The organism is Bacteroides sp. PHL 2737, assembly GCF_004115325.2.
In the GTDB taxonomy this organism is placed as follows: domain Bacteria; phylum Bacteroidota; class Bacteroidia; order Bacteroidales; family Bacteroidaceae; genus Bacteroides; species Bacteroides hominis.
In genome coordinates, this window is record NZ_CP040630.1 from 5,189,006 (window position 1) to 5,215,318 (window position 26,313).

A 26,313-nucleotide genomic window follows, 5' to 3' on the forward strand; every position below is an offset into this window, starting at 1 on the left:
TCTTTTCACCACAGAGGAACACAGAGTGACACAGAGGAAGACAGGTTATTGATATGAATGATCAAAAGAGCAAGATTCACCTGGTGATACTCTACCCGGTGATACTCTGTACTACTCCGCGATACTTTACTTCGTATCGCTCTGTATGACTCCGTACCACTCCATATCACTCTGTGATACTCTGTGGTGAAAAGAGTTCTTCCCCCGTTCAACCCTATTTATCATTAGCAGCCCCCTCCCCTCCTCTTCCACCGGAGGAACCCGGGGGAGGGAGGCTCCCATAAAACAAGCAATCATGAAAAAGTTAATCATATCCCTTGCCGCCACGCTGGCACTCAGCAGTTGCGGCATTTACTCCAAATACAAACCCGCTACCGAGGTTCCCGACGGCCTTTACGGCCAAGAAGGCGCGAATCCTTCCGACTCCGCCTCCAACCTCGGCAGCCTCCCCTGGCAGGAGGTCTTCACCGATCCTTGCCTCCGCACGCTGATCGACACCGCCCTCGTGCGCAACACCGACCTGCGTACGGCCCACCTCCGTGTGAAAGAGGCCGAAGCCACCTTGCTCTCCGCCCGACTCTCCTATCTGCCCGCCTTCTCCCTCTCTCCGCAGGGAACGGCCAGCAGCTTCGACGGCGGGAAAGCCTCGCAAACCTACTCACTGCCCGTCAGCGCCAGTTGGGAGATCGACATCTTCGGCCGGCTGACGAACGCCAAGCGGCGTGCACAAGCTGTCGTGGCGCAGAGCCGTGACTATGAACAGGCGGTACAGACGCAACTGATTGCCGCCGTCGCCAACAACTACTATACGTTGCTGATGCTCGACGCCCAGATCGAGATCTCCACCGCCACCGAAGCCGCCTGGAAAGAGAGCGTCGCCACCACCCGCGCCATGAAAGCTGCCGGAATGGTGACCGAAGCCGCCCTCTCGCAGACTGAGGCCACATACTACAATATATGTACCACCCTGCTCGACCTGCGCGAACAGCTCAACCAGGTGGAGAACGCCCTTTCGCTCCTCCTTGCCGACGTCCCCCGCACCCTTCCCCGCGGACGCCTCGCCGAGCAGCGCCTGCCGGAGAACCTTTCGGTGGGCGTGCCCTTGCAGATGCTTGCCAACCGCCCCGACGTGCGCAGTGCCGAACAGTCGTTGGCACAGGCATTCTACACTACCAATGCCGCCCGTTCCGCCTTCTACCCCTCGATCACGCTGAGCGGCAGCGCCGGCTGGACAAACTCGGCAGGTGCGATGATCGTCAACCCGGGCAAGTTCCTTGCCACCGCCGTGGCCTCGCTGACGCAGCCTTTGTTCAACCGGGGAGCGAACATCGCCCAGCTCCGCATAGCCAAAGCGCAACAGGAGGAGGCACGCCTCAGCTTCGAACAGACGTTGCTCAACGCCGGAAGCGAGATCAACAATGCCCTGGTGCAATATCAGACGGCACGGGACAAGGCAAACTACTTCGAGAAGCAGGTGGCTTCCCTCGAAAACGCCGCCCGCAGCACACAACTGCTGATGAAGCATGGCAACACGACTTATCTGGAAGTGCTCACCGCACAGCAGACGTTGCTCAATGCGCAACTCTCGCAAGTGGCCAACCGGTTTACTGAAATCCAGGGGGTCATCACCTTGTATCAGGCATTGGGGGGAGGAAGAGAGAGGAGTTAAGAAGAGGAACTCACCACAGAGTAGCACAGAGGGAGTCAAGCCGATAACCAACGACTTGACATCCACTCTGTGCTACTCTGTGCCATTTTGTGGTAAACCCTTATCCGCTCAACGGCTTCCTGCCATTGTGCTTCGGCTTTGGTTTCGGTATCTTTCAGCGAGTCGAACATTCCCGGGTCACGTTTCAAAGACTCTTCTGCGAAGCAGTAGTTATCATACCAGGGTTTCATTTCCATTCTGACTGAAAGAACAAAGGAAAGGGAAGAGAAGTTAAGAAGAGGAACTCACGAAAAAAATACGGGAAAAACAAGAACGAGGGAAAGAAGCTGATGGAGCCGGGCCATGCGAGAGGAAATAGACCGCAACGTTCCTGTCTCACGACAGACCAAACCAGATGAACGCGGCTTTCGTCCCTCTCAGCCCTTTGCCCCACCTTTGCAAATCGACACGTACTTCAGTCGCTTCTTCCCTCGTCTCTCTTTCCGCTCACTCGCTTCAATTAACTATATCATTATTAACACTTGTCTCCATAGGCTCGCGCAGGTACTTGCCCAGCACCTTGTTCAAGGCTTTCTCGTTGATGGGCTTCACCAGATAGCCGTCGCAACCGGCGGCTATCGCCAGTTCCTTGTCGGCGTTGAAGGCATGGGCCGTGAGGGCGACGATAGGCACTTCCCGGTTGGTCTTCCTGATTTCACGGGTAGCTTCCAAACCGTCGAGCCGGGGCATCTTGATGTCCATCAGCACCAGGTCGAAGTGTTCCGACAGCACCTTTTCCACTGCCTCGACGCCATCTGCCGCACGGTAGCACCGGTAGCCCTTGCCTTTTAGCAGGATCTGCATCAGCAGGTAATTGCTTTCTATATCTTCCACTATCAGGATCCGCTTTTCACTTGCGGGCGAGGGCTCGCGGACAAGTCCCGGACATTCCGGAACGTCCACCGGCTCCGGAAGCGCCGGCTGCTGTCCGCTCACGATGGCAGATGCCCGCATACTTTCCGGCATCGCCATCTCCTCCTCGTTGAGTTCGGCGGACATGCAGGAAGCAGCGTCGGTAGTTGCACCGGCCGCTTTCTCCACCTCTTCCGGACGTTTGTATTCGCAGGGAACCCATGACCAGAAGGTCGATCCCACGCCCTCCTCGGACTCGAAGCCTACCTGTCCGCCGGAGGCTTCGGTGACCACCTTGCAGATGACCAGCCCCAGCCCCGTGCCCTGGGCAAACTCGTTGAGCTTCTCGAAGCGCTGATAGAGGCGGGACTTGTTCGTCTCCGAGATGCCGATACCGGTATCCGAGACGTAGAAGCGGATGCCCTCGCCCTCGCAGCGGTAGCCCACGTGTATAGTCCCCTGCCGGGTGCATTTGATGGCGTTCGTGGCGTAATTGAGCATCACTTGCGCCAGCCGGTTGTTGTCCAGCAGCACCATGAAACGCTTGTAGGGGTTGTCGCAAACTAACTTTACTTCGGGGCGGACTACGAGCGGGCGGATGGAGTTGCACAACTCCTCAAAGTAGATGGCCAGGTCGAACTCGGCCAGTTTAATGTCTACCATGCCGGACTCGATCTTCGACAGGTCGAGCACGTCGTTCACCAGCCGGAGCAGCAAGTCGGTGTTCGACGTGATGATCTGCTTGTATTCGTCCATCTCCTCCTTCTGGTCCGTATTCATCAGCAGGCTTGAGAAGCCGATGATGGCGTTGAGCGGTGTGCGTATCTCGTGGCTGATGTTGGCCAGGAAAGCGGATTTGAGCTTGTCCGACTCTTCGGCGCGCTCCTTGGCGTCGCTCAGCTCTTTGAGCAGTTTTTTAGTAGGCGTGACGTTACGGCGGAAGCCGGTGTAGAGCACCACCTTGCCCGTTTCGTCGCGCAGGAAAGGGGTGGCGTTGACGACGCAGTCCTGCCAGTCGTCGTCATAGTCCGATTTCATGCGCACCGAGGTTTCATCGACAAAGTCGACTCCCTCCTCCATCATCCGGATGTAGCGGCGGATGCACTCCAGGTCGTCCGGATGGATGGCTTGGGTATAATCGGCCGGGCTGACCAGGAGGTTGTCGTCGTAATGGGTCAGCGGCTCGTTGTGCGAGGTGAAGAGATGGGTGCGGTTGTCGTACCGCCAGTGCACCAGGTCGGCGGCCTGTATGGCCTGCCGCGCCAGTTGGATGTTCTCCTTCAGTTGCAGTTCCTGCTCGTGCTCACGGGTGATGTCGTTCATGATGAAGACATAGTTTTGCATGGCTCCGTCAGGGTCGAAAATGGGCGCTCCTTTGCTGCTGATCCGCTTCATCGCCGTGCCGCAGGTGGTCTTGTAGAATCCCGTCTGCCGCACGACGGAGAAATCGTAGTAGGACTCCGCCTCCACCTCCTCTTGCTGTTCGAAGGCCTCCTTCAATTCTTCCGGGATGACGGGATTCTCCCTGATGGAAGCCGCTCCGATCACCTCTTGGCGGTCCACCACGCCGAAGATCCGGCAGGCACAGTCGTTGATCCCTACCAGGATTCCTTCTTTTGAGTAAATCTCTATACCGACGGGGAGGTTGCCGAGGATGGTATCGGTGCGGAGTTTTTCCAGGTTCATTGCGTTCCGGGCTTGCGCCAGGGTACGGACCATATTCCGCCGGCATCTGACCATCAGCACCAGGAAGACAGCCAGGATCAATACGAGGCTGAGAATAATAAAAGCATATAGGGGGGATAAGTGTATCATGTTTCTATTAGTGGTTTCATATAAAGATAATTAATGCCAGTGCTTCGCATACCCGGACGAGGGTGCTTCGCATACTCGGACGAGGGTACTTCGTATACTCGGACGAGGGTGCTTCGTATACTCGGACGAGGGTGCTTCGTATACTCGGACGAGGGTGCTTCGTATACTCGGACGAGGGTGCTTCGTATAAGAAGACCGGTACTCCCCGGCATCCGCCTACGGGAGGAAAGACTAAAATACCATTTTGAGGGAGTACCGGATTCCCGCCAGAGAGTTGAGCGGTCATTATGCTGTCGGATCATCTACAATGCCCCCATCTCCACTGTCGCCTATCGTGATGGGATGTGGCAACTCAAAGGTACGTGGAGTTTTTGTCAGAACCTTGCCGCCTTTGCTATACTGGGTGGTCACCTTCACCCGCCAATCGCCGTCCGTTATTCCGGCGGGAAGGACGAATTGCAGCTTCTTTGCCGTGTTCGGGCTGATATCCCCCGGCGCGATGGCGAACGATTTCGACGGGGTGGAGACGGAAGTCAGCGTGATGCCCACCGACGGGTCTGTGCCCACCACCTTCAATCCCTCTCCGGTGATGACCGCCATCTTTCCGGCTGCCATCGGCGCGCGCGTGGTGGCGGCGGCATCCGTATAGGCGGTGCTCGTCATGCCAGCAATGTACGGCCCGGTCACTGCCGGCTGGGTGAAGAGGGTGATATGCGCCTGAGCCATCGCCTCCTTCATGGCGGAACCCTGGCTAAAGCTGGCGTAGACTTTCACCTTCTCCCGGTCTACCGGAAGCGAGAGTTCCTCTTCCATCACCACGCCGCTCGCCATGGGGCGCACGTAGCAGAGGGGGGTGGAGACGCAATAGCCGCTTGCCACCGCTTGCGCCATGGCTTCGAAGCCCATCTCAAAAAGGCTCTTCACCTCCGAAGCCTCAAATTTTCCGGAACGGGCGGCCACGTCCGCCGCTATCTCTTCCAACGTCAGGCTCTGGCTCTGGGTGTTCACTTTCACGATATAATCCGTATCGATATCGGGAGTCAGTTCGTTGGGATAGGCCATCAGGGCCAGGTCCATCTTGTAGTTTCTTGTCTTCATAAGCTTCAGTAGTTCTTTAAATGTTCATATATTAATAAGATGTGCGTATGTCAGAATTCAGCCGGAGGGGGGGAAGTAGGCACCGATGGAATGCAGGGGGGACGATACCGGCAAGCGGTTATGTTGATAGACTGTTTGATCTGGTTCATGATTCTAAATCTTTGACCGTTCCGGAAAATTACTTTCTAAGTAACGGCAGTCGGGGAGGCCGTCGTGCGGGAAAAAGCGTTTTCCGGCGGCACGAATGAAGCAGAAATGAAGAGGGATGTATCGAAAATACCGTGCATCCGGAACCGGTGCCGGTTCATCTCCACAATAAGGTAGCTATCCGTTTTTAAGTACTGAAAATGGAAGGAAGTGTCTACGTGCTTTCGCAGGATAGGTGTTGTGTCAATATGTGTTTGTATAATCTTAAGGTTGTCTTTTCCAATAAATTTTAGTGGTTCGTGGCAAAAACTGTCGATAATATTTGTGTATCTGCAATAATCTTAGCACTTTTGCAGACAACGTCTGCCGTTACTTAGAAAGTAATTTTTGTCCAATCCGTTGCTTTACAAAGCACTGCGGGTCTCTCTTCCTTTCTCTTTCCACCGGACAACAGAAGAAATTAATTTATTATTCTCCCTGTCGATGCGCTTGTTCCCGAAAGGTTTCAGATACGTCTCCGTCACCCGGACGGAAGAGTGCCCCATCGCCTCACTGATGATCCCCACCGGCGTGCCCTGATAGTAAGCTAACGTCGCCCACGTATGCCGGGCGGTGTACGAACTGACCTTCGTCCCCGGCAGCAACTCCGCCGCCAGCCTCGCCAATCCCTTGTTGAACTCCCTCAGCGCCAGCAAATAGCTCCGGTAAAGCTCCCTGCCCTCCTCCTTCGCTCCCGGCAGTATCGGGAACAGGTAGACCGACTCGTCCCCCGTCCCCCGGAACCTCTTCATCAGCGGCACGGCCTCCTTCGGTATCCTCACCGTTATCTGCCGCCCCGTCTTGTGCCGTTGGTAGACGATCACGCCCCCTCGCACATCCTTTTTCCGTAAGTGCGCCAGGTCGATGAACGGCATCCCCCGGAAGAGGAACATCAGCAAGAAATAAGCCAGCACGCGGCGCTGCTCCTCCGTCAACGTCTCAAAGTCGGCATTCATCAACGCATGTGCCTGCCGCCCCGTCAGTGCCCGCTTCGTCCTCGACTCCACCTTCGTATGTACGTCGGCAAACAGCTTCGGGTCGTGCCCCGCGCTTCCCGGCGGCGAAATCCGGTTGTACACCGCCCTCAGCGTCCGCATATACGTCGACACCGTGTTCCAGCTCCGCTCGTTCACCCTCACCAGCCACTCCTCGTAGCCCTTCAGCCGCCCTGCGCTGAATACTTCTTCCATCGGCATCGGCGTCCCCTCCCCGCCCGCAAAGCGGGTATACGAGTTCAGCGTGCACTGGTACGTGTGCACCGCCGCATACTTCTTCTTCTCCTCCAATCCCTCGATCACCGCTTGCATGTAAGCCGGCAGGTCGGTTACTCCCGCTGCCGGGAGCGTGCAAACCTCCGGGGCAATGCTCCTCGCTCCCGTTCGCGCGCAAACTTCCGCCTGCATGCAAAACTCTGTTTGCAAGGAGGCTGCCTGGGAAACGGCCTGCCCCTCTTCTACATTCTTCTTCATTGCATTCATAAATCAATTATGTTTTTTTAGTCACCACGCCATGTGGCCTCAGAACAACGGCACCGAGATAAGAATGTTTGTAAAGACCCGATAAAGAAAGTGAGAAAGCAGTAAAAAGGAAAAGGAAAGAGAAGAAGAAACAAAAACATCCTGCTTCATCGGACAGGGATAAAACAGGATGTAAAAAAAGACGAGGGAAAGGGGTTATGCGTTCAGTGCCTGTTCGATATCCGCTATAATGTCATCCGCATTTTCGATTCCTACGGACAGACGGATCAAGTCCGGACGGACACCGGCTTCGATCAACTGCTCGTCTGTCAGCTGCCGGTGCGTATGGCTGGCGGGATGGAGCACACAGGTACGCGCATCGGCCACGTGGGTGACGATGGCGGCCAGTTTCAACGAGTCCATGAACTTGATGGACAACTCGCGTCCGCCTTTCAACCCGAAAGAGATCACACCGCAAGAACCATTCGGCATGTACTTCTGCGCCAGTTCGTAGTATTTATTACCCGGAAGGCCGCAATAGTTCACCCAAGCCACCTTATCGTTCTGTGCAAGGTATTCGGCCACCTTCTGTGCATTGCCGCAGTGCTGGGGCATACGCAGGTGCAGCGTCTCCAGACCTAAATTCAGCAAGAAGGCATTCTGCGGACTCTGGATACTGCCCAGGTCACGCATCAGTTGAGCAGTTGCCTTAGTCATGTAGGCACCCTTGCCGAAAGCCTTTGTATAAGTCAGTCCGTGATACGATTCATCCGGTGTGCAAAGTCCCGGGAACTTATCGGCATGGGCTTCCCAATCAAAGTTTCCGCTGTCCACGATACAGCCGCCTACGCTGGTGGCGTGCCCGTCCATATACTTGGTGGTAGAGTGCACCACGATATCCGCTCCCCATTCGAACGGACGGCAGTTGATCGGTGTCGGGAAGGTATTATCAACGATCAGGGGCACTCCGTGGCTGTGGGCAATGCGGGCAAACTTCTCAATGTCGAGCACTTCGAGCGACGGATTGGAGATTGTCTCACCAAACAGCGCTTTCGTGTTCGGGCGGAAAGCAGCCGAAATCTCTTCTTCATCGGCATCGGGGCTGACGAATGTGACGTCGATGCCCAGTTTTTTCATTGTCACCCCAAAGAGGTTGAACGTTCCGCCATAGATGGCCGACGAACAGACGAAGTGATCGCCTGCCTGGCAGATATTGAATATGGCATAGAAATTGGCAGCCTGCCCGCTGGAAGTCAGCATGGCTCCCACACCTCCTTCAAGGGCGGCAATCTTGGCAGCTACGGCATCGTTCGTCGGATTTTGCAGGCGGGTATAGAAGTAACCGCTCTCTTCAAGATCGAACAGACGGGCCATCTGCTCACTGGTTTCGTATTTAAAAGTAGTACTTTGATAGATGGGCAGCACGCGCGGCTCGCCCTTTTTCGGAGTCCATCCTGCTTGTACACACAGGGTTTCGGGCTTGAATTGTTTTGCCATAATGTTATTGAGTTTACGATTATATTGCCTTAAAAAAGTTATATCGACGCAAAAGTAGAGAAAATTATTGGTTTAAAAGGCTATCTTTGCGGGCGAAAAAGCAAAAATTCACCATAGAAGTCAAACAATTAGGTACAGCAGCCAAGCCTGCATCTTTTATACGTAGCAATATGAAAAGGAAACTCTGTCTTCTCCTGTTCTTCTGTTCCTTATTTACTGCCCCTGCTTTATGGGCACAGCAGAAAGCCACTCCTAAATCCGGTGAGGGAATCTCTTCCTTCCTCCTGCGCCACAACCGTGCTCCAAAGAAATATTATGATGACTTTATCGAACTCAACAAAACCCGATTAGGCAAAAGCAGAACTCTGAAGATGGGTGTCACTTATCTGATTCCTCCCGTCAAAAAGACATCGGACACCACTCCTGAGAAAGCATCCGAAACGGGGTCTGCACGCCGGCCCAAACGTACGGAAGTCAACGAACCGCTGTTCGGGAAATGGCTGGCTAACGTCAAGGTAACCTCCGACCGCCTTGCCGGTGCCTGTTTCTATGTGGTCAGCGGACACGGCGGCCCCGACCCCGGTGCCATAGGCCGTGTTGGTAAACACGAACTTCACGAAGACGAATATGCCTATGACATCGCCCTGCGCCTGGCACGCAACCTGATGCAGGAAGGTGCCGAGGTACGCATCATCATTCAGGATGCCAAAGACGGTATCCGCGACGAGGCCTACCTGTCCAACAGCAAACGGGAAACCTGCATGGGCTCTCCCATCCCTCTGAACCAGGTACAACGCCTTCAGCAGCGTTGCGATAAAATCAACACCCTCTACCGGAAGGATCGCAAGAAATTCAAGTACTGCCGGGCCATCTTCATCCATGTAGACAGCCGCAGCAAAGGCACCCAAACCGACGTCTTCTTCTATCACTCCAACCGCAAGGCCGAAAGCAAACGTCTCGCCAGGAATATGAAAGCAACCTTCGAATCCAAATACGGCAAGCACCAGCCCAACCGTGGCTTCTCGGGCACCGTAAGCGGACGCAACCTGTATGTTCTGGCACACACCACACCCGCCTCTGTATTCGTTGAACTGGGTAACATCCAGAATACTCTCGACCAGCGTCGTCTGGTGATCCCTTCCAATCGGCAGGCACTTGCCAAATGGTTGATGGAAGGGTTTATAAAGGACTATAAATAAAGCCGAGTCTCTTGTTTTTCTGAAAGATTACAAAAGGATGTGAACACAGCAGGAACAGATAACCGGAATGAGCTGATTAATCCTATATTTGTCTCCGGATGTAAAGTAAAACTTCTAAAGTCATTCTTATGGATCAGCTATCTTTTGTAGAATCATTCCGGACTTCTCCTTTCATTCTCACCGAAGGCGCTATTGTAGAACGTTTGCGTCACGAATTCCAGATCCCATTGGACAAACATATCGTCCATGCCGCACTGATTTACAATGACTCTTACCGTGAGACACTGGCGGAAATCTATCGCCAGTATCTGCAAATTGCCACAGACTTCCGCCTGCCGCTGATGCTGATGACTCCTACCCGCAGAGCCAATATCGAACAAATCGCAGAATCGGACTACCGGCATAAGAATGTATTGGCAGATAACGTATCTTTCCTTTCCAGGTTCCGCACCGGAACTTCCATTCCGGTTTACATCGGTGGGTTAGCCGGATGCCGCGGCGACGCGTACGACGGCCGTTATTGCCTGTCCGTTGAAGAAGCGATGGAATTTCATTTTCCGGCAGTCCGCACGATGGCGGAGGCAGGAGTAGACTATCTGTTTGCCGGCATCATGCCTCAGCTGACAGAAGCCATCGGAATGGCCAACGCCATGGCGGCAACCGGGTTACCTTATATTATCAGTTTTATGGTATGCCGTGACGGACGCCTGATAGACGGAACCTTTATCCATGATGCCATTGATGCTATCGAAAAAGAGACTTCCACCCGGCCTCTATGTTATATGGCCAACTGTATACACCCCGATATCCTGCATCAGGCATTGCTCCATCCCCGGAATGACACTCCTCTGGTGCATCAGCGCTTCCAAGGTATCCAGGCCAATGCGGCCAACCTCAGTCCGGAAGAACTGAACGGGTGTGAGCATCTGATTTCCTCTCCGCCGGAAGAACTGGCAGACAGGCTGATGACACTTTTGTGGGATTTCCCGTTAAAAATCTGCGGGGGCTGCTGCGGCACTAACCAGCAACATATGCGTCGTTTTGCCGAAACGCTGGCTTGCCGCCGTGACAAGATGGGGCGATAATGGTCCGTACCGGGCCTGCAATACCCCCATCATTCCTTCCTTCTACGGTTCAGATACCTCCGCAACAGGGTAGGTGTAAAGCAAAACACTAACTGAGCCTTGCTCCATTTATAACACTGCTGAAAGACAAGCATGCCAATAGTAATAAACAAAGCGGCACCTATGGCAGCCTGCAAAGGTAACCAACGTATTCCCTCCTGTGGGATAATCAACGGTATCAGTGCCAACGCACCGGCAGGGGCAAAATACTTTCCGGTCCATTCGAAGATGGCAAACAAACAACAGATGACAGACAAGGCGACAATTGTTTCGGGCAAATGCAAATAAGAGTGTCCGACGATCTGAAAGGCAGTACCCAGACTGGCTCCGGTCACCAAAAACAGAAACACCTGCATGGGACGGTTTCTGAAGCCCGCTTTGGAATTGACAATCTCGGTAAAGGTGACAATCAACGGAGGAATAATGAAATAAGCATATCCGCAGAAAAGCGAAAAGGCAGCGACCAGAGAAACAAAAAACAGCAAAGCTCCCCAACGACAACTCTCTTTTTTCCACTCACGCTCCGGTACGGCATAATTGGTTTCTTTACGCAAACCAGCTTTTTCCATAAGTCTCTGCCCGCTGACAAGAATCACGGTAAGGAAAAATACGGCTGTCGGATAGATCCATGTCTCAGTATGCAGCAACACAGGCAGCATGCAAGCCGAAATCAATGGGATCAATGTGGTCCGGCTGAACATCAGGCAACAGGCAGCAAAGGTAAAAGCCATACATAAATTGCAGAGCAACGGCAAAGGAGAATAACGCACGATACAAACTCCTGCAACGGCTCCTGCCGTCATCATCCATATCATTTGCCAACGCCTGACTTTCCAAACTCTCTTATCAATCACCCACATACCTATAGTGAGTGCTGCCATCTCCGGAAAAATAATTTCTTTCTCCCCTGCCCATTCCGCCAGACCTACCATCAGAATAACCATGAAGACAGAGAAAACGTATCTGATCTTTTTCGCTTTGTCCATAATGAAGTCTAATAAAGAACCGCAAAGATAGTGATTTTCAGAGTTAACGGTTGCAGACATAGTAAATTAACCGTAAATCCCAACCTCTATGTAATCATAATCCTCTCTTTTTTGTTACTATCTCTAAGTTTAACATCAAATCCTTATTATTATGTCCGATTTCATCCGAAAGCCGTCCGATAAGCTGACGAGCAATGAACGTAAAGAGTTAGATACTTCTGAGTTCGGTATTCCTGAGTTGAGGGAGTTTCCTATCCATGACGCTGCGCATGTACGTGCGGCAGAAGCTTATTTCAGGTATGCACCCGAAGAATATAAAGCGCAATTGGCACGGAATATTCTCGCCAAAGCACACCTGTTCGGGGTGAATGTAAAGAGTCCGACCATTCTGGAGTGGGCGGAGAAATAACAGGAGACAACAGAGATTTGGGTATTAAAGAATGATAAGCAGGAGAAGCAGGAGATTTAAAAAGCAAGAGAGCTTAAATTAAAAAGGTAATAGGGCTAAAAGACAGCCGAACCTTAAAAAGACAGCAAGATTTAAAAAGGCCTAAAAAGCAATAGGTTACGGATAAGTAAAGAGAATCCCGAATTATTTTCTATTTTTGTATTCGTAATGCTACTTCACTAATAAAAACTGCTGTATATGAGCTTCTCGGGATTTGTTTTTGATATGATCAGGCGCAATAAGGAAAACAGGGATCTGCTTACTTTGCGCCGGGAACGGATGAAGGACCTCCAAGGTAAAATGTACCGGAAAGGAACGCTTCAGAATCCGAATATTACTATTGAGGAGCTGGAAAAGATAGAAAAAGCCACCCGGGAAAAAGAAAAGGCGGAAACGCAATACTATCTCCGCTCCACACTGATCTTTCTGGCTGTGTTGGCAGTACTGGCACTCCTGCTCTGGTGGATCTTTTAATGTCCCAGCCGCATGGGACAAATGGTACGGCATCGGTTACAATCCACCGTATTATATCCCCGCTTGGTTTTGCCATAAGTATTTTTCCGGCAAGTAACTTTCTTATTCCTTCTTTCATATCCTTTGTGCGGGGAGCAGGGTTTGTTTTATGGATGTATTCCTGTTGTACGGCACGGCCCTTTCATTTAACAACCGCCTTCCTCCCTTGTCCCCCCCCACAAAACCCTCCATTCGCACACTGCGATGCGGAAGCAGTGCTTCGTTGTTTCTTTTTTAAGAAAGAATCCGACCGGCTATTACCGGAGAAGTGTAGTAGATTAACCATTGTCATACAACTCTTTATCCCAGCCCGCATACCCGGGCTGATGAGCCCACATGCCCAGGCTGATGAGCCCGCATACCCGGGCCGATAAGCCCGCATGCCCGGGCTGAGATAAAGATCCGACCATTTGCACTAAAGAAAGTAAGGGAAATGAAATGCTTTTAGAGAGATAAACGGATAAGAAATTGGATATATCCATTTGTTCTACAAACAGTTACTACTAAAATATTCCCTAAAACAGCGGGTGGAAGATGGAAGATGGGGGTGGAAGATAAATGGCATAAAAACCGCATCTTCCACCAATATATACATCTTACAATCAACGATATGCATTCTAAAAGGTGGAAGATGGAAGATCGAAACGTATTTTTTGTATGAGAGGAAGGCGGGGTAAATGAAAGAGCCGTGGTTGTACGGCACAAAAGTAAAGAAGTTCCTTCGAATCACAGATTTATTTGTACTTTTGTTGCACCTTGACTTTACAAAGCACAAATGAAATGGAAATCAAAAAGTTAACGCAATCGGAAAAAAGGATGGCGATGGACCTTGCCTGGGAAGTATTTATCGAATTTGAAGGACCGGACTATCCGCAGGAAGGGACAGATCATTTCCGAAGTTTTATCGACAACACAGAAATGGTGGGAGAATTGGAAGTATACGGTGCTTTCGATGGCAACATACTTGCAGGAATGATCGCTCTCCGCAGTTCCGGCAGTCACATTTCCCTCTTTTTTGTGCGCAAAACGTATCAGCAGCGAGGCATCGGCAAGCGGCTGTTCGAGACTGCGATACGAAACGGGCACGCAGAGACGATTACCGTCAACTCTTCTCCCTACGCCGTCGGGATTTATCGCAGTCTGGGCTTCACCGCCGTCACCGGAGAGAAAACCGAGAACGGCATCCGGTTTACACCTATGGAATATAAATCAGAACTAAAATCATGAACGCAAAAACTTATCCACGTACCAATGACTCCCAAACGATCTATCTGAATACGGTCATCCGGAATCCTAACATCACGGTTGGGGACTATACCATATATAACGATTTTGTCAACGACCCTACCATGTTCGAAAAGAACAATGTGCTGTATCACTACCCGATCAACGGAGACCGCCTGATAATCGGCAAGTTTTGTTCCATCGCCTGTGGAGCTAAGTTCCTTTTCAACAGTGCTAACCACAGTCTGAAATCATTGTCGGGCTACACCTTCCCCCTCTTTTTCGAGGAGTGGGATTTGGACAAGAAAGATGTCGCTTCCGCCTGGGACAACAAGGGGGACATCGTCATCGGCAACGATGTATGGATCGGTTATGAAGCCGTCATCATGGCAGGCGTACACATCGGCGACGGAGCCATCATCGCTTCCCGGGCAGTCGTAACCAAAGACGTGCCTCCTTATACAATTGTAGGCGGCACTCCGGCAAAAGAAATACGTCCGCGTTTCGACCGAGAGACCATCCTCCGGTTGCAAAGCTTACGATGGTGGGACTGGGAAGTTGAGAAGATCCGCCAAGCCCTGCCTGCCATTATGAAAGGAGATATAGAGGGGCTTGCGGCTGTGGCCGGATAATGCTTAGAGATCATAAAAGAAAGAAAAAGAAACAGTATCCAGACGGCACACGAACTTATAAAAAGAAGTATCATTACCAAACTTTCCCACCATCGGAAAAACAACCATAAGTTATAAATGTTAGTTTGAATACAGCATATAAAACCTCAAATCCGCAACTAAGCTCTTCAGCGTCCTTCTTGCGTCTAAACGTCCTCTCATCACTGAATTAGCAGATAAATTGAGGCTGAAATACCCACTTCTGCCCACAATATCCCCTTGCCCCACTATGCGACTTGAGGCAATACGCAGTATCATACCCATAAGTTGTAGGCGTTATCCAAAATCAGTCTGAAAAATATCTGCGTAAGCATTATTACAGGTATAGATATTCAGCACATACCGCCTTGATGTTCTGATCCACTTGGCTGGTACAGAGACAAACCTGAAGACAAACGCTTTTATGCGACTTGTTGCATTGAGTCCGAACCTCTTTACGTCAAGTCTGTGGATAATGGCCTTGTAGAAATTACGGATAAGTGCCGTAAGAAGAAGGAACACAGTGTTCTCTGCCATGAAGGATTTGGGCAATCTGTCCCACCCGAAACCATTGTTCATATCATCGAAGATACGTTCCTTTCCTCCACGAAGGTTATAGAACTCGACAATTTCTCTTGTGGAAGATTCATAGTCGTTAGTCAGGATACAACGGTATGTGTATTCTCCTTCCCAAAGATCCAGCACACCGTCCATCCGTTTCTGTCTTTGAATCACAAGTCGGTATGCTTTACCCTTCCACTTCTCAACAAGAATAGAGTTCAATTCGAACTCAATGCCATTGATTTCCTCAGTCTTCCAGCCTCTAAGAGCAAAGATGTCATTGTAGAGCGAACTGCAGCGGTTTGCGCGGATATAGAAGGATTTGCTGTGTTTCTCTATTTCCTCCACGATTTCCTCGGAACATGATCCACAATCAGCTCTGAAACGATTGATTGTAAGTCCGTTCTGCTCAAATCTCTCAAAGAATCTCTTCAGCGTGTCCTTCTGATGAAAACGAACGTTGGTGTTACCATCGCTATTCTCAATGCCAACAATCAAGTCGTCAATAACCGCCACGCCAGGGCGATAACCAAGGAACTTCTTGTATGTAGGCTTTGCATCATACTTCTCAGTCTCTATGAACTGATGGTCGAAATCAACATCATACATCTCGCCCTCTTTCAGTTGGCCGGATGCAAACATACAATTGAGCAGTAAGGTATTGAGTGTGTCAGCCGTGTTGAAATCGTAGTTCTTACCCGTATCTGATGTGTATGAGATGTTTCCTTGCGTCAGTTCCTTTATCGCTCTGAGGATAGTATCAGAACTACAAGTACGAAGTGTCGGATGGAGCGAGAGATGGTTCATCAAATGAGTAGTGACATCCTCAATGCATGAGCCACCACAGAAGTAGATACTCATGAGGGAACGGACGATTTCACTGTACTGATAACCGAACGAGCTACACCTTAGACCGAGTGTCGAGTCGATTACAGATGACAATGTGGAGTCAAATTGCTCCATGATTGAAAATATTCCTCCAAAAGGAGTGAGCTTCTCGGATTTTATTTGTATTTTTGCCATGCCTGATGAGGTTTTGTTTGATTATTTTTTTGCAACACTAAGTTAAGTGAATCCTCTGACATGGCAAAATCCTGAGCAACTTTTTGTTGCTCAGGTACTTAAAAAAAATATTTTATAATAGTGTTGCGGAATTAAGGTAAAAGAATAAAATGAAAACAGTATTTATCCTTATCTCCATGCTTTTCCCTGTCGCAGTTATGGCACAGAAAAGCGTAAAAATATCCGATGATATCAGTATCACCCAACTCTCGGACAAAGTGTACACTTATGTATCCCTCGCCGAAATCGAAGGATGGGGTATGGTACCTTCCAACGGGATGATTGTTATCAACAACCACCAGGCAGCGTTGCTGGACACACCGATCAATGACGCACAAACGGAAATACTGGTCAACTGGGTGACAGACTCTTTGCATGCCAAAGTCACCACGTTTATCCCGAACCACTGGCACGGCGATTGTATTGGCGGACTGGGTTACCTGCAAAGGAAAGGTGTCCAATCATACGCGAACCAGATGACGATAGACCTCGCCAAGGAAAAAGGGTTGCCCGTACCGGAACATGGATTCACCGATTCACTGACCGTCAGCTTGGACGGCATGCCTCTCCAATGCTATTATTTAGGAGGCGGACATGCGACCGACAATATCGTGGTTTGGCTGCCGACAGAGAATATCCTTTTTGGCGGATGTATGCTTAAAGACAACCAGGCGACAAGCATCGGCAATATCTCGGACGCGGACGTGACGGCATGGCCGAAAACTCTCGATAAGGTAAAAGCCAAGTTCCCCTCGGCCCGCTACGTCGTGCCCGGACATGGCGACTATGGCGGAACCGAACTGATAGAGCATACCAAGCAGATCGTGAACCAATATATAGAAAGCACCTCAAAACCATAGCCCGAATTGTAGGCATCTACCCGGTATTCTATGAACGAAGAGGCGAGAACTTTTATCTCGTCCACAGAATGTAACGCCGGCCACAAACGAGACATAAAAATATCAATTGAACAACACAACAGATCCTTGTTTCATCTACGGCGTAGCACGGTTAAGTCTTTTTTTATCAATTGTTAAGCGTTTCTTCCCGATTATTAGCGATCTTTGCCATCAAAAAACAAACGATATGAATTGGATTATCCTAACGATTGCCGGATGCTTTGAGGTGCTGTTCACTTTCTGCATGGGGAAAGTGAAAGAAACAACCGGAACGGAAATGTACCTGTGGTTCACCGGATTCCTGATCGCAACTTTTATAAGTATGCTACTACTGGTGAAAGCCACCCAGAATCTGCCCATCGGCACAGCTTATGCCGTGTGGACAGGGATAGGCGCTGTGGGTACGGTGCTCGTAGGTATCCTTGTGTTCAGGGAACCCGCCAGTTTTTGGAGGCTCTTCTTTATAGTGATGCTGATCAGTTCAATAATCGGGCTGAAGATGGTTTCGCATTGAGGGGGAAGTTCATCCCCTCAGCACCTCCGGCAATTCCGCCAGCGAACGGATCATCAGATACTCCTTCCCCGACGGATGAATCTCCTCGTGTTTCCACATCGCCTCAGCCGGTACGTGGATGGCCTGCCCACCCAATGACAGTACCGGGAGCACATCCGATTTCAACGAATTGCCCACCATCAGGAAGGATTGCGGAGCGACGTCCAGTGAAGAGATCAACCGCTGATAATCCTCCGGTGCTTTGTCGGTCATAATCTCCGTATGGTCAAAGTAATGGGCAATGCCCGAACGCTGTAGCTTCCGTTCCTGATCGAGCAAATCGCCTTTGGTTGCCACGACCAGTTTATAATCATCTTTCAAGGTTTCGAGCGCTTCCGTCACCCCGCCGAGCAGCCGGATGGGCATCTCCAACAGCTCTTTCCCCATCTCCACAATGCGTCCGATCACTTCGGCCGGCACCCGGTTGCGGCTGATCGTCACGGCTGCCTCCACCATCGAAAGGGTAAACGGCTTAGCGCCATATTTATAGATATCCATATTCTCCATCTCTATGTCGAACAGGCGGGAGGAGACCTCTTCCGCCGTTCCATATTCACTCAGCAACCGGCAGAACTCACTCTCCACCTCGTCGTAAAACACCTGGTTGTCCCATAACGTATCGTCCGCATCGAATGCGATCACTTTTATCTCCTGCATGTCTCTCTTTTTTTTAATCCCTGCAAAAATACGCTTATAAAACGAATAAACGGCCAAAGGCTTGCATTTCTCCCCACATTTAACGAATATTGCAACCGAACTTATGAATAACCTCTTAACGAGAAAGACATGACTTATACACACTTCGGAAAGCAGGCGGATGTGCTGAAACATCTCCTTTTGTGTGAACTGCTACGCATCGAAAAGCCGCAGGTCTACGTAGAAACCAATGCTGCCTGCGCGCAATACGCCTTGGAAAGAACGCCCGAACAGGAGTACGGCATCTACCACTTTCTGAAGAGAGCCGAAGCCGCAGAAAAAGAATGTATACCCGAGCGTACTGAATATTATCACCCCCAAGAAGCGCTCCGCCGATCTTTCTATTATCAGCAGGAGAGCGAAGCAATGCAGGCAAACCGCTACATCGGCTCACCCGGACTGGCAATGAATATCTTAGGAGATACGGCACGCTATATTTTCTTCGATATCGAATCGGCTCCCTTGGAGAACGTAAGCCAGTATGCCGGCACAAAGGGATTGAAAGAATGCATAACCTTGTTCAATCGTGATTCCATCGAGGGGACTCTTGAACTGCTTTCTTCCCTCCCCGCATCGTCGTTCCTCCACATCGATCCTTACGAGATAGACAAGCCCGGCAGAAACGGCCGTACTTATCTGGATGTGTTCATAGAAGCGGCCAAGGCAGGGATGCGATGTTTCCTTTGGTACGGCTACATGACGTTGAAGGATAAACGGCATCTGGAGGAATTAATCGCCCAAAGCTTACCGGAAGCGGGTATCAGAAACGCGACAGGAGTAGAACTGACCCTGAAGATGATAAAGGAAGACATCGCAGAGAGCAACCCGGGCGTATTGGGGAGCGGCATTTTAGGAGCGAACCTGTCTGAAGAATCGAATGCGGTAATCCAAAAATATGCCGCATGGCTGGAAGAGATCTACAAAGACGCAAAGTACAAGAATCTGGATGGATCGGTGTATCTGACCCAACGATAAACAATCGGATTCATACCCGCATCGCTCCGGACGCTAAAAGCGATGAACCGGATATATACCTTTCCGGCCTGTCTTCAATTATCTTGTGCCAATTTCGAGAACCAACCCCTACCTCTTTTGTTATTACCGCATTATCTTAGATGTTTAATTTCTAAATAGTAAATTCTAATGTGTGATAACCTAAAACAACAGAAGTATGAAAAAGTTAATGTTTGCTGTAATAGCTTGCGCGATGGCCCTGTCGGGCTGCTCCTCGGAGGATGACTGCACCACCGTAAATCCCCAGCCTGAAGAAAATGCCACGGAGATCAAATTAAATGCCGGCATCCTGGGCGTGGCAACCCGTGCACCGGTGTCGACGAATGATAACATTACAGCCTCGTTCGTGGCATCCACTACCGATGGAGACTATACGACGAACGCATGGAACTCTACCGTGACATTCGTAGCCTCCCCCACACCGACGTCTGCGCTCTCTTTCAGTCCGGCACGTTATTACCCGGTGAATAGTTCGACCATCTATATCAAAGGTTACTATCCGGCAGGGACACTCGCAGGAAAGAGCGTGACACTCGCAGCCGACGGAACAGAGGATGTGATGATCACCGCCCAGGCTTCCGGAACAAAAGCGACTGCCACCCCCTTGTCGTTCATCTTCAACCACCTGCTGACGCAATTGCAGTTCAAGTTCGTATCCGGCACGGGATATCCCGCATCGGGCGTCAACGTGACCAGCCTCGTAATCAAACAACAGAAGGCACCTGCCACGTTGGACCTGAATACGGCCGCCATGACGTACACCACCAAAGATCTTACGCTTTCGGGAACCTTCCCCATCACAACGGCCGGGGCAACGGTAAGCAATTATCCGATGGTGAAAAGCGGTGAAGCCCTGTCAGTTGTCGTTACCACAAGCGACGGAGTGACCTATCCCGAAACTGCCATCTCCATAACCACCGAGGCCGGAAAGTCGCACCTGATTACGCTGACCTTCACGCCTAAAGAAATCACAGCCGCCATCAGCGTAACAGCCTGGCAGGTAGGAGGACAAGGATCATCCTCGTTACAATAATATACTTTCATAATACGCAGATTGCACAGTATAAGGTTTACGCAGGAGACTGTGGAACATGCCTGAACGGTACAGCCAAAGCCTTGCAGGATATAGGAATCTACGCAAGTGACTGTGAAGTTTACTTATCTGCGCAATCTGTGCCACGCCAAAAAAGAAAGGACGATGAAACGGGCTATCCTCACTCTGATGGGTTGGATGCTGCTCTCGCAAGGGTGCAGCTACGGAGTAGCAGACGACTGTCTGCCACCTGAAGAACCCGTGCCCATACGGATGGCAATCGCGGAAGAAAAACTGCCCACACGGGCACCTGTCACCACGATCGACGCTTCCAATCTGTCGAGTGTCGGCATTTACGCAGTCAGGGAAGGAAGTACTGCCGGGCAATATCCCTGGACACCCACGCCTTTCGCCTTAAACCTGACACCCAGTGGCATCAGCGGCAACCAGATCTCCTTCAACCCCAAGCTTTATTATCCGTTGGGAGGAAAGCGGGTCATCTTCTACGGTTACTATCCCCGCACAACGACAACCACCGGCAACAATTACATCACCGCACCGGACAACGGCATCGCCCCCACCTACCATTTCACACTGACAGGTGCGGAGGATGTGATGTATGCCGTCAGCACTCCCACGGGAAGCACCAGCACTTCGCCCGTCAGCCTCACGTTCAACCATGTGCTGACCCAACTCCGGCTGAACACTTCCCTCCTGGGTTCGCTGTCCAGCATCAAACTGGTAGGCGTATCCAATAAAGGAACGCTTAACATCGGCAACGGAGCTGTCACTTATGACAGCTCCGTAACAGACATTGCACTGACTATTCCTCTATTGGGGTCAGTGACCGATGCCGTGATGGTTCCCGCCGGCGTGGCAAGTTATAAGGTGGAAGTCGTCCTATTGCTTTCGCTGCTAAAACGAACGTACCTGGTGAAGCCCACTTCCGGCACTTTCCAGCCGGGAGTGATTTATACGATTAGTCTGTAAGAAGCAGAGCAACCCTGAAAGGAAGTTTGCGTTTCATTCTCCAAGACTTTTTATATCCCAACGATTAGAATCCAATTCACCATAGAGTAACACGGAATCTCACAGAGTTTTAACCAATATAGTCAAGCAAGAGAAAGAAAGCCTCTATGTACCCTGTGGGGAGTCAAGCAATACGATTTCACAACAGAAGGCACAGAATTCTAATTTACTACTTATCCGGATATGTAAGAAAGAAAAGTTTCTTTGTGAGACTCTATGTTACTCTGTGGTAAAAAAAGTTCAGAACAACCCTGAAAAGAAGTCAGTCCTTCATTCTCCAAAGCTTTTTGTGTCCTTTTCATTACGAGAAGAGCAACGACAGAAAGTTAGCCTCCTGCTCCCCGTCTTCGGAGTTGTGGATACAACCGTTTTCCGCCAGCAAGTCGCGATACATCAGGCAGAGCCGCATAGGTGAATGATAAGGTTCATACGTACTGGCGGGAAGTTGTGATACCGTATGCAACGCATCGGCCATCTTCATAGCCGCCCGTTTACTCTCCTGTATCTGTCGGAAGCACTCTTCCCGTTCTTCCCGGCTTCCGGCATTCACCATCCGCGACGCAAGCTCTTCCATCGCCTGAAGAGGTCCCCGAAGTTCCCGGCTGACATGGGAAAAAAAAGCGGAACGCAACCGATCCGCCTGTTCGGTACGTTCTTTCCCGATATGCAGTCGATTCATCTCCATCACCTGTGCGGTAATATTCTTGACATATCCTTTGAGGTAATAAAACCCGTTGCCGAGCGGTTGGCAGGTCACGACATGATTTTCGAGATAGAAGTCCTCTCCATTACCATGCACCTTATAGCGAATACCCTCCTGAGGAGGACGTCCGGCATGGAGGGCAGCCATAAATTGAGTGACTATTTGTGCATCTTCCCCATTCATCAGTTTCAGATAATCCAATGGATCCACATACTGTAATTCGTCGTGCCGGTGTATCGTATCGGCAAATCCAATGTAACGCAATTTCCCCGTTTCGGTACTGTACGTCCACATACCGACCCCTGCCACTTTCAGCATTTCCAGTAATACCTTCTCCCTAAAAAGGGCATCAAGGCTCTCTTTCCGATGTTTTTTCGTCATTCCGTAATGATTATGAATAAGATGGTTTTGAGTTGTTTTATAATTAAATCTATTATATAGGTCTATTATCCGATCAATTGCATAGTACTACATCTGGAAGATGTTTGCTGGATTACAACAATTGGGAAAAGAAAAAGTTCGGCATATATTAAGTTAAAGGCATCTTATAAAAAGAATGGGTGTGTGTCGAAACTCACCACAGAATGACACAGAGTGAATTTCAAGTCATTAATTATCCATATTGATAATCTGTGAAAATCCGTGCAATCTGTGGTGAAAAGACTTTCGACACAGCCCCATCCGTTCTTTACTTTAAGAGAGTATCACTTATCCCGGTATTTACAGCAACCGGGCAAGGTATCATAAACAGCCTTATCGGCTTTGTATTTATCGGTATCATGACCAACTTTAGCAATAGCTTTGGCTACGGCATCTGCAGAGGTTTTAGATGGATCAAACTGTAAGTGAATCATTTGTTTTTCCTGATCCCAGTCTGCGGTCCGGACACCGGGAACACGTTTAGCAGCTGTTTCAATACGCTCCTTGCACATACCGCAGGAACCATGAACAGTGAACATAGTATGCTCATTGTTCTGAGAGCCGGCATGACTGTCATGCGTACCAGACATATTATGTCCTCCATGTCCGACCATCGGAGCAGTACCCGAACCGTTCTCATTCATCATGGAGCGTTTGCCCTCAAGCTGCGCACTGGCATCAATAGAGAAAACTCCGTTAGTAACAATCTCTTCACCATCAGAAAGTCCATCGAGAACCACATAAGCTCCACCAAGGGAAGGACCAAGAGTTATCTCACGCATCAGGAAGGTGGGAATATCCGTACCAGGCTGACGTACATAGACCACAGCACGCTTACCAGTCCAGAGAATGGCAGTTTGGGGAACAATAATCTGATCTTTATAACCTTTCAAAGGGGCAGAAACCCGGGCAGTGGCATACATTTCAGGTTTCATCTCCTGAGCGGAATTAGCTACATCCACACGAACACGGGCAGTACGGGTGGTAGCATTGATGATAGGATCTATGAAGGAGATGCGACCGGAAAACTTCTTACCGGGAAAAGCAGAAAGAGTGAATTCTACGAGGTCCCCCTTGGTAAGGAACGGAAGGTCTGCCTCAAAAGCATCGAAAACAGCCCATACACGGGAGAGATTAGCTATGTCAAAAAGTACACTGCCTTGTGAAACATAGTCCCCCTGATTGATACGCTTGGCTATGACGATACCACTCGTATTAGATTTGATTTCTACCATAGGAGATGCCTGACCGGAATCGCGGATGGCATCGATCTGGGCATCTGTCAGATTCCAAAGACGAAGTTTCTCACGCGCAGCCTGCACAAGGGCAGGTTGCTGCATGTGGATGGCCTCAAGTAATTCCTGCTGGGCAGTAAATAACTCAGGCGAATAGAGAGTTGCAAGGGTTTGTCCCGCACGTACAGTCTCACCGGTAAACTCAATATTAAGTCGCTCGATACGCCCGCCAACATAAGCAGTCTGTGACTGAAGACTACGTTCGTCAGGAATAATCTTACCGTACAAACGAACCTGTTTCACAGGATTACTCCGGCTGACACGGGTGGTCTGGACATCAGCAAGTGCCATAGCCTCTTCGGACATCCGAATGGCATTGGGATCGATAGCGTCATCACTTCCGGAGGCTACATTCTTCTTGAGAGGGATCAGATCCATACCGCAGATAGGACATTTACCCGGTTTATCCTGACGAATCTGAGGATGCATGGAACAGGTCCAGACACCGGATTCGTCCTGTACAAGGTCATGGGATGATCCGTGAGTGTCGTGAATAGGAGGTTCAGACAGTATCCCTTCGGTAGTTCCCGATGAAGAGGAAGGACTGAACAAAAGCCCCCCCAAGATAAAGCCGGCAAAGGCTATCAATGGATAAAGTACTTGCTTTTTACGAAGAATATCTGATATCTTTTTCATATGGTTATCTTTTTTAGTGGTTCTATATCTATATTATCAGCGGGCTATTAGCTTTTCCATAGCCGCTACCATAGTATTATAAGCCGCTATAGCTTCACTTTTTTTCAGTTTATAATCAAGCATCTGACGTTCCACCTGGATGACGTCAGTCAACGACTGACGCCCGGCGGAAAATTCACGTACCATCAGCTGCCACGTGGAAAGTGACAAAGAGTACTGCTGTTCGTAGAGCAACACTTTACGAGCAGCATCATCAAGTTGCTGACGGACATTTATATATTCGGCCTGCAACTGGTTTTGTATATTGTCACGCTTCAATTCACTTGCCACGCGGTAATTATGGCTCTCCCGTTGTTGTGCATTGTATTTACGTCGGAACAAAGGAAGACTGATTTTTAACATCGGCATTACCATATCCTTACCATTCATGTCGGGCATCCCCATGGGATCGGCCACCTTGTTGACCAAAGAGTATTGCAGTCCGATACCGATCATAGGATAACTCATACGACGCTCCATTTTTGCTTTGGCACGAAAAGCTTCACCTTCTGCCTCAAGCATAGTAATCATAGGATTATGTGTAAGAATGCTGTCGATCAGAATATGCTCATCTATGCGGTAGAAACGCTGTGTCAAAGAGTCAGGTACATGGACAGGAACATCAGACGGCCGGTTGAGCAGGGCATTAAAGCGAGCCTCAGCAGTCAGACGGGCGGACTGAAGAGTGGCAAGGTTATCTTCCAGTTCTGCACGTTCCATCTGGATACGAAGAACATCGGACATGCTACCGGTAGCAGTACTCCCCATCGATCCTCCACCCATACCAGACATGCCACCTGAAGAAGTACCGATTGAAGTTCCAGAAGCGATGGCAGACGCCGCATTTCCCATTCCTCCCATACCGGCCATGTCGTTACCGGAAGCTGACGCAAGTGGCATCGAGGAAATCGATTTAGCAGCAGAAGAAGAAGAAGATGAGACAGACAAAGAGGTTGCCTGTGCCGACGAAGCAGAAAAACGATTCAGCGCCAATTGTTCAAGCTGACAGAGAAGATGAATATTAGTCTTCATCGTGCGATATTGCTCATTGAGGTTACAGAGCTGATACCACTGGGCTTTGACCTCATACCAAAGGTTGTTGCGAGTATCACGAAACTGTTCATAGGCCATACGTGCCATCTCGGAAGCCTCACCACGGGCTGCTTTACGGGTACCGAACCAAGGGAACATTTGCATCAAGGTGAAGTCGGCCACCTGTTTACCCATCAAGGTTTCCATGGGTTTGATAAAAAGGCCGATCTCTAATTCGGGATCGGAAAAGGCACCTGCCTGAGGAATCTTCTCCAATGAAGCTTTATAGAGCATGAAGTCCGCATTTACTTGCGGATTATTGCGGGCAGCCTGTTCCAGATAAACCGACAAGCTGTCGACCGGTTGCTGTCCTTCGGTAGGTGAAGCGAATTGCCGCGCAGAAACGGGAATAACAGCGGGACAAAGCAAAATATTAATTGCTATGACCAATGGATATTTATATTTTCTGTTCATTATTATATGATCGTTTACTTATGAAATACTATTATGCAAAAAGGTGAGACTTACCCGGGGGGTATATAGCCCCCATATGTGGGGAGTATACGGACCCCATATACAGGGGT

Annotated in this window: 25 protein-coding genes; 12 read left to right on the forward strand and 13 right to left on the reverse strand. The window is 50.0% G+C overall.

The genetic code is table 11. The features are described from left to right. Positions 1-295 precede the first annotated feature (295 nt). Positions 296-1,669 (forward strand): TolC family protein, encoded by a 1,374-nt coding sequence (locus DBK98_RS21550; RefSeq protein ID WP_032536734.1) that lies wholly within the window; start codon positions 296-298, stop codon positions 1,667-1,669. Between the two features lie 35 nt (positions 1,670-1,704). On the opposite strand, the gene DBK98_RS21555 is transcribed toward DBK98_RS21550, so the two are convergent. The 6 genes from DBK98_RS21555 to DBK98_RS21580 all read right to left on the reverse strand — a co-directional run bounded on the left by DBK98_RS21555 (position 1,705) and on the right by DBK98_RS21580 (position 8,613). Further along, complete coding sequence (locus DBK98_RS21555; protein ID WP_005782771.1) at positions 1,705-1,905, reverse strand: hypothetical protein; 201 nt, start codon at positions 1,903-1,905, stop codon at positions 1,705-1,707. 259 nt (positions 1,906-2,164) lie between these two features. Further along, positions 2,165-4,246: a PAS domain-containing hybrid sensor histidine kinase/response regulator gene (locus DBK98_RS21560; protein WP_234072680.1), complete on the reverse strand. Its 2,082-nt coding sequence runs from the start codon at positions 4,244-4,246 to the stop codon at positions 2,165-2,167. A gap of 145 nt (positions 4,247-4,391) precedes the next feature. Then, positions 4,392-4,661 carry a hypothetical protein gene (locus DBK98_RS21565; protein WP_128900031.1) on the reverse strand — a complete coding sequence of 90 codons (270 nt, stop codon included), beginning with the start codon at positions 4,659-4,661 and terminating at the stop codon, positions 4,392-4,394. Further along, the gene (locus tag DBK98_RS21570) at positions 4,661-5,473 is read right to left on the reverse strand and encodes a DUF4469 domain-containing protein (protein ID WP_005808041.1); all 813 of its coding nucleotides are present in this window, start codon (positions 5,471-5,473) and stop codon (positions 4,661-4,663) included. The genes DBK98_RS21565 and DBK98_RS21570 overlap by 1 nt, the downstream gene beginning before the upstream one ends. Before the next feature lie 551 nt (positions 5,474-6,024). Next, positions 6,025-7,137 carry a site-specific integrase gene (locus tag DBK98_RS21575; protein ID WP_032536731.1) on the reverse strand — a complete coding sequence of 371 codons (1,113 nt, stop codon included), beginning with the start codon at positions 7,135-7,137 and terminating at the stop codon, positions 6,025-6,027. Positions 7,138-7,332: 195 nt separating this feature from the next. Next, positions 7,333-8,613 carry an O-acetylhomoserine aminocarboxypropyltransferase/cysteine synthase family protein gene (locus tag DBK98_RS21580; RefSeq protein WP_005782776.1) on the reverse strand — a complete coding sequence of 427 codons (1,281 nt, stop codon included), beginning with the start codon at positions 8,611-8,613 and terminating at the stop codon, positions 7,333-7,335. A 170-nt stretch (positions 8,614-8,783) separates the two neighbouring features. Between DBK98_RS21580 and DBK98_RS21585 the strand changes: the two genes are divergently transcribed. Then, a complete protein-coding gene (locus tag DBK98_RS21585) occupies positions 8,784-9,812 on the forward strand; it encodes an N-acetylmuramoyl-L-alanine amidase (RefSeq protein ID WP_032536751.1) in 1,029 nt (342 codons plus the stop codon). A 128-nt stretch (positions 9,813-9,940) separates the two neighbouring features. Next, complete coding sequence (locus tag DBK98_RS21590) at positions 9,941-10,897, forward strand: homocysteine S-methyltransferase family protein (protein ID WP_032536730.1); 957 nt, start codon at positions 9,941-9,943, stop codon at positions 10,895-10,897. Between the two features lie 29 nt (positions 10,898-10,926). Here DBK98_RS21590 and DBK98_RS21595 read toward each other — a convergent pair whose 3' ends face one another. Next, on the reverse strand, positions 10,927-11,922 hold the full coding sequence (locus DBK98_RS21595) for a hypothetical protein (protein WP_032536729.1): 996 nt from the start codon (positions 11,920-11,922) through the stop codon (positions 10,927-10,929). Between the two features lie 151 nt (positions 11,923-12,073). Between DBK98_RS21595 and DBK98_RS21600 the strand changes: the two genes are divergently transcribed. The 4 genes from DBK98_RS21600 to DBK98_RS21615 all read left to right on the forward strand — a co-directional run bounded on the left by DBK98_RS21600 (position 12,074) and on the right by DBK98_RS21615 (position 14,739). Continuing rightward, on the forward strand, positions 12,074-12,331 hold the full coding sequence (locus tag DBK98_RS21600; protein WP_032536728.1) for a hypothetical protein: 258 nt from the start codon (positions 12,074-12,076) through the stop codon (positions 12,329-12,331). Positions 12,332-12,568: 237 nt separating this feature from the next. After that, on the forward strand, positions 12,569-12,844 hold the full coding sequence (locus DBK98_RS21605) for a hypothetical protein (protein WP_032536727.1): 276 nt from the start codon (positions 12,569-12,571) through the stop codon (positions 12,842-12,844). Positions 12,845-13,663: 819 nt separating this feature from the next. After that, positions 13,664-14,110, forward strand: a complete 447-nt coding sequence (locus DBK98_RS21610; RefSeq protein WP_032536726.1) for a GNAT family N-acetyltransferase — start codon at positions 13,664-13,666, stop codon at positions 14,108-14,110. Beyond that, a complete protein-coding gene (locus tag DBK98_RS21615; protein ID WP_032536725.1) occupies positions 14,107-14,739 on the forward strand; it encodes a CatB-related O-acetyltransferase in 633 nt (210 codons plus the stop codon). The genes DBK98_RS21610 and DBK98_RS21615 overlap by 4 nt, the downstream gene beginning before the upstream one ends. A 120-nt stretch (positions 14,740-14,859) precedes the next feature. On the opposite strand, the gene DBK98_RS23485 is transcribed toward DBK98_RS21615, so the two are convergent. Both DBK98_RS23485 and DBK98_RS21620 read right to left on the reverse strand, forming a co-directional pair. Next, positions 14,860-15,042: a hypothetical protein gene (locus DBK98_RS23485; RefSeq protein WP_081977108.1), complete on the reverse strand. Its 183-nt coding sequence runs from the start codon at positions 15,040-15,042 to the stop codon at positions 14,860-14,862. 12 nt (positions 15,043-15,054) lie between these two features. Continuing rightward, on the reverse strand, positions 15,055-16,341 hold the full coding sequence (locus DBK98_RS21620; protein ID WP_005805709.1) for an IS1380-like element IS613 family transposase: 1,287 nt from the start codon (positions 16,339-16,341) through the stop codon (positions 15,055-15,057). Between the two features lie 149 nt (positions 16,342-16,490). Between DBK98_RS21620 and cfiA the strand changes: the two genes are divergently transcribed. Further along, on the forward strand, positions 16,491-17,240 hold the full coding sequence (gene cfiA / locus DBK98_RS21625) for a CfiA family subclass B1 metallo-beta-lactamase (protein WP_032536010.1): 750 nt from the start codon (positions 16,491-16,493) through the stop codon (positions 17,238-17,240). Positions 17,241-17,466: 226 nt separating this feature from the next. After that, positions 17,467-17,793: a multidrug efflux SMR transporter gene (locus DBK98_RS21630; protein ID WP_005780971.1), complete on the forward strand. Its 327-nt coding sequence runs from the start codon at positions 17,467-17,469 to the stop codon at positions 17,791-17,793. 9 nt (positions 17,794-17,802) lie between these two features. Here DBK98_RS21630 and DBK98_RS21635 read toward each other — a convergent pair whose 3' ends face one another. Beyond that, complete coding sequence (locus tag DBK98_RS21635) at positions 17,803-18,489, reverse strand: HAD family hydrolase (RefSeq protein WP_015083751.1); 687 nt, start codon at positions 18,487-18,489, stop codon at positions 17,803-17,805. 129 nt (positions 18,490-18,618) lie between these two features. Between DBK98_RS21635 and DBK98_RS21640 the strand changes: the two genes are divergently transcribed. The 3 genes from DBK98_RS21640 to DBK98_RS21650 all read left to right on the forward strand — a co-directional run bounded on the left by DBK98_RS21640 (position 18,619) and on the right by DBK98_RS21650 (position 21,565). Further along, positions 18,619-19,503 (forward strand): hypothetical protein, encoded by an 885-nt coding sequence (locus DBK98_RS21640; RefSeq protein WP_032536009.1) that lies wholly within the window; start codon positions 18,619-18,621, stop codon positions 19,501-19,503. Between the two features lie 196 nt (positions 19,504-19,699). Next, on the forward strand, positions 19,700-20,575 hold the full coding sequence (locus DBK98_RS21645; protein ID WP_005808067.1) for a fimbrillin family protein: 876 nt from the start codon (positions 19,700-19,702) through the stop codon (positions 20,573-20,575). 165 nt (positions 20,576-20,740) lie between these two features. Further along, the gene (locus tag DBK98_RS21650) at positions 20,741-21,565 is read left to right on the forward strand and encodes a fimbrillin family protein (RefSeq protein ID WP_032536008.1); all 825 of its coding nucleotides are present in this window, start codon (positions 20,741-20,743) and stop codon (positions 21,563-21,565) included. 340 nt (positions 21,566-21,905) lie between these two features. On the opposite strand, the gene DBK98_RS21655 is transcribed toward DBK98_RS21650, so the two are convergent. The 3 genes from DBK98_RS21655 to DBK98_RS21665 form a co-directional block, all read right to left on the reverse strand. Further along, positions 21,906-22,688: a hypothetical protein gene (locus tag DBK98_RS21655; RefSeq protein WP_005780981.1), complete on the reverse strand. Its 783-nt coding sequence runs from the start codon at positions 22,686-22,688 to the stop codon at positions 21,906-21,908. A gap of 323 nt (positions 22,689-23,011) precedes the next feature. Continuing rightward, positions 23,012-24,658, reverse strand: coding sequence for an efflux RND transporter periplasmic adaptor subunit (locus DBK98_RS21660; RefSeq protein WP_032536007.1), 1,647 nt, complete (start codon positions 24,656-24,658; stop codon positions 23,012-23,014). Between the two features lie 36 nt (positions 24,659-24,694). Continuing rightward, positions 24,695-26,203: a TolC family protein gene (locus DBK98_RS21665; RefSeq protein WP_284697201.1), complete on the reverse strand. Its 1,509-nt coding sequence runs from the start codon at positions 26,201-26,203 to the stop codon at positions 24,695-24,697. Between the last annotated feature and the right edge of the window lie 110 nt (positions 26,204-26,313).

What these genes read in the sequence shown, in the direction of transcription:
- DBK98_RS21580 (WP_005782776.1), bottom strand. Translation starts at nt 8,613, where the DNA reads ATGGCAAAACAATTCAAGCCCGAAACCCTGTGTGTACAAGCAGGATGG.
- DBK98_RS21600 (WP_032536728.1), top strand. Translation starts at nt 12,074, where the DNA reads ATGTCCGATTTCATCCGAAAGCCGTCCGATAAGCTGACGAGCAATGAA.
- DBK98_RS21635 (WP_015083751.1), bottom strand. Translation starts at nt 18,489, where the DNA reads ATGCAGGAGATAAAAGTGATCGCATTCGATGCGGACGATACGTTATGG.
- DBK98_RS21560 (WP_234072680.1), bottom strand. Translation starts at nt 4,246, where the DNA reads ATGAACCTGGAAAAACTCCGCACCGATACCATCCTCGGCAACCTCCCC.
- DBK98_RS21550 (WP_032536734.1), top strand. Translation starts at nt 296, where the DNA reads ATGAAAAAGTTAATCATATCCCTTGCCGCCACGCTGGCACTCAGCAGT.
- DBK98_RS21615 (WP_032536725.1), top strand. Translation starts at nt 14,107, where the DNA reads ATGAACGCAAAAACTTATCCACGTACCAATGACTCCCAAACGATCTAT.
- DBK98_RS21630 (WP_005780971.1), top strand. Translation starts at nt 17,467, where the DNA reads ATGAATTGGATTATCCTAACGATTGCCGGATGCTTTGAGGTGCTGTTC.
- DBK98_RS21575 (WP_032536731.1), bottom strand. Translation starts at nt 7,137, where the DNA reads ATGAATGCAATGAAGAAGAATGTAGAAGAGGGGCAGGCCGTTTCCCAG.
- DBK98_RS21650 (WP_032536008.1), top strand. Translation starts at nt 20,741, where the DNA reads ATGAAACGGGCTATCCTCACTCTGATGGGTTGGATGCTGCTCTCGCAA.
- DBK98_RS21595 (WP_032536729.1), bottom strand. Translation starts at nt 11,922, where the DNA reads ATGGACAAAGCGAAAAAGATCAGATACGTTTTCTCTGTCTTCATGGTT.
- DBK98_RS21660 (WP_032536007.1), bottom strand. Translation starts at nt 24,658, where the DNA reads ATGAAAAAGATATCAGATATTCTTCGTAAAAAGCAAGTACTTTATCCA.
- DBK98_RS23485 (WP_081977108.1), bottom strand. Translation starts at nt 15,042, where the DNA reads ATGGGTATGATACTGCGTATTGCCTCAAGTCGCATAGTGGGGCAAGGG.
- DBK98_RS21665 (WP_284697201.1), bottom strand. Translation starts at nt 26,203, where the DNA reads ATGAACAGAAAATATAAATATCCATTGGTCATAGCAATTAATATTTTG.
- DBK98_RS21640 (WP_032536009.1), top strand. Translation starts at nt 18,619, where the DNA reads ATGACTTATACACACTTCGGAAAGCAGGCGGATGTGCTGAAACATCTC.
- DBK98_RS21605 (WP_032536727.1), top strand. Translation starts at nt 12,569, where the DNA reads ATGAGCTTCTCGGGATTTGTTTTTGATATGATCAGGCGCAATAAGGAA.
- DBK98_RS21645 (WP_005808067.1), top strand. Translation starts at nt 19,700, where the DNA reads ATGAAAAAGTTAATGTTTGCTGTAATAGCTTGCGCGATGGCCCTGTCG.
- DBK98_RS21590 (WP_032536730.1), top strand. Translation starts at nt 9,941, where the DNA reads ATGGATCAGCTATCTTTTGTAGAATCATTCCGGACTTCTCCTTTCATT.
- DBK98_RS21655 (WP_005780981.1), bottom strand. Translation starts at nt 22,688, where the DNA reads ATGACGAAAAAACATCGGAAAGAGAGCCTTGATGCCCTTTTTAGGGAG.
- cfiA (WP_032536010.1), top strand. Translation starts at nt 16,491, where the DNA reads ATGAAAACAGTATTTATCCTTATCTCCATGCTTTTCCCTGTCGCAGTT.
- DBK98_RS21620 (WP_005805709.1), bottom strand. Translation starts at nt 16,341, where the DNA reads ATGGCAAAAATACAAATAAAATCCGAGAAGCTCACTCCTTTTGGAGGA.
- DBK98_RS21570 (WP_005808041.1), bottom strand. Translation starts at nt 5,473, where the DNA reads ATGAAGACAAGAAACTACAAGATGGACCTGGCCCTGATGGCCTATCCC.
- DBK98_RS21585 (WP_032536751.1), top strand. Translation starts at nt 8,784, where the DNA reads ATGAAAAGGAAACTCTGTCTTCTCCTGTTCTTCTGTTCCTTATTTACT.
- DBK98_RS21610 (WP_032536726.1), top strand. Translation starts at nt 13,664, where the DNA reads ATGGAAATCAAAAAGTTAACGCAATCGGAAAAAAGGATGGCGATGGAC.
- DBK98_RS21565 (WP_128900031.1), bottom strand. Translation starts at nt 4,661, where the DNA reads ATGACCGCTCAACTCTCTGGCGGGAATCCGGTACTCCCTCAAAATGGT.
- DBK98_RS21555 (WP_005782771.1), bottom strand. Translation starts at nt 1,905, where the DNA reads ATGGAAATGAAACCCTGGTATGATAACTACTGCTTCGCAGAAGAGTCT.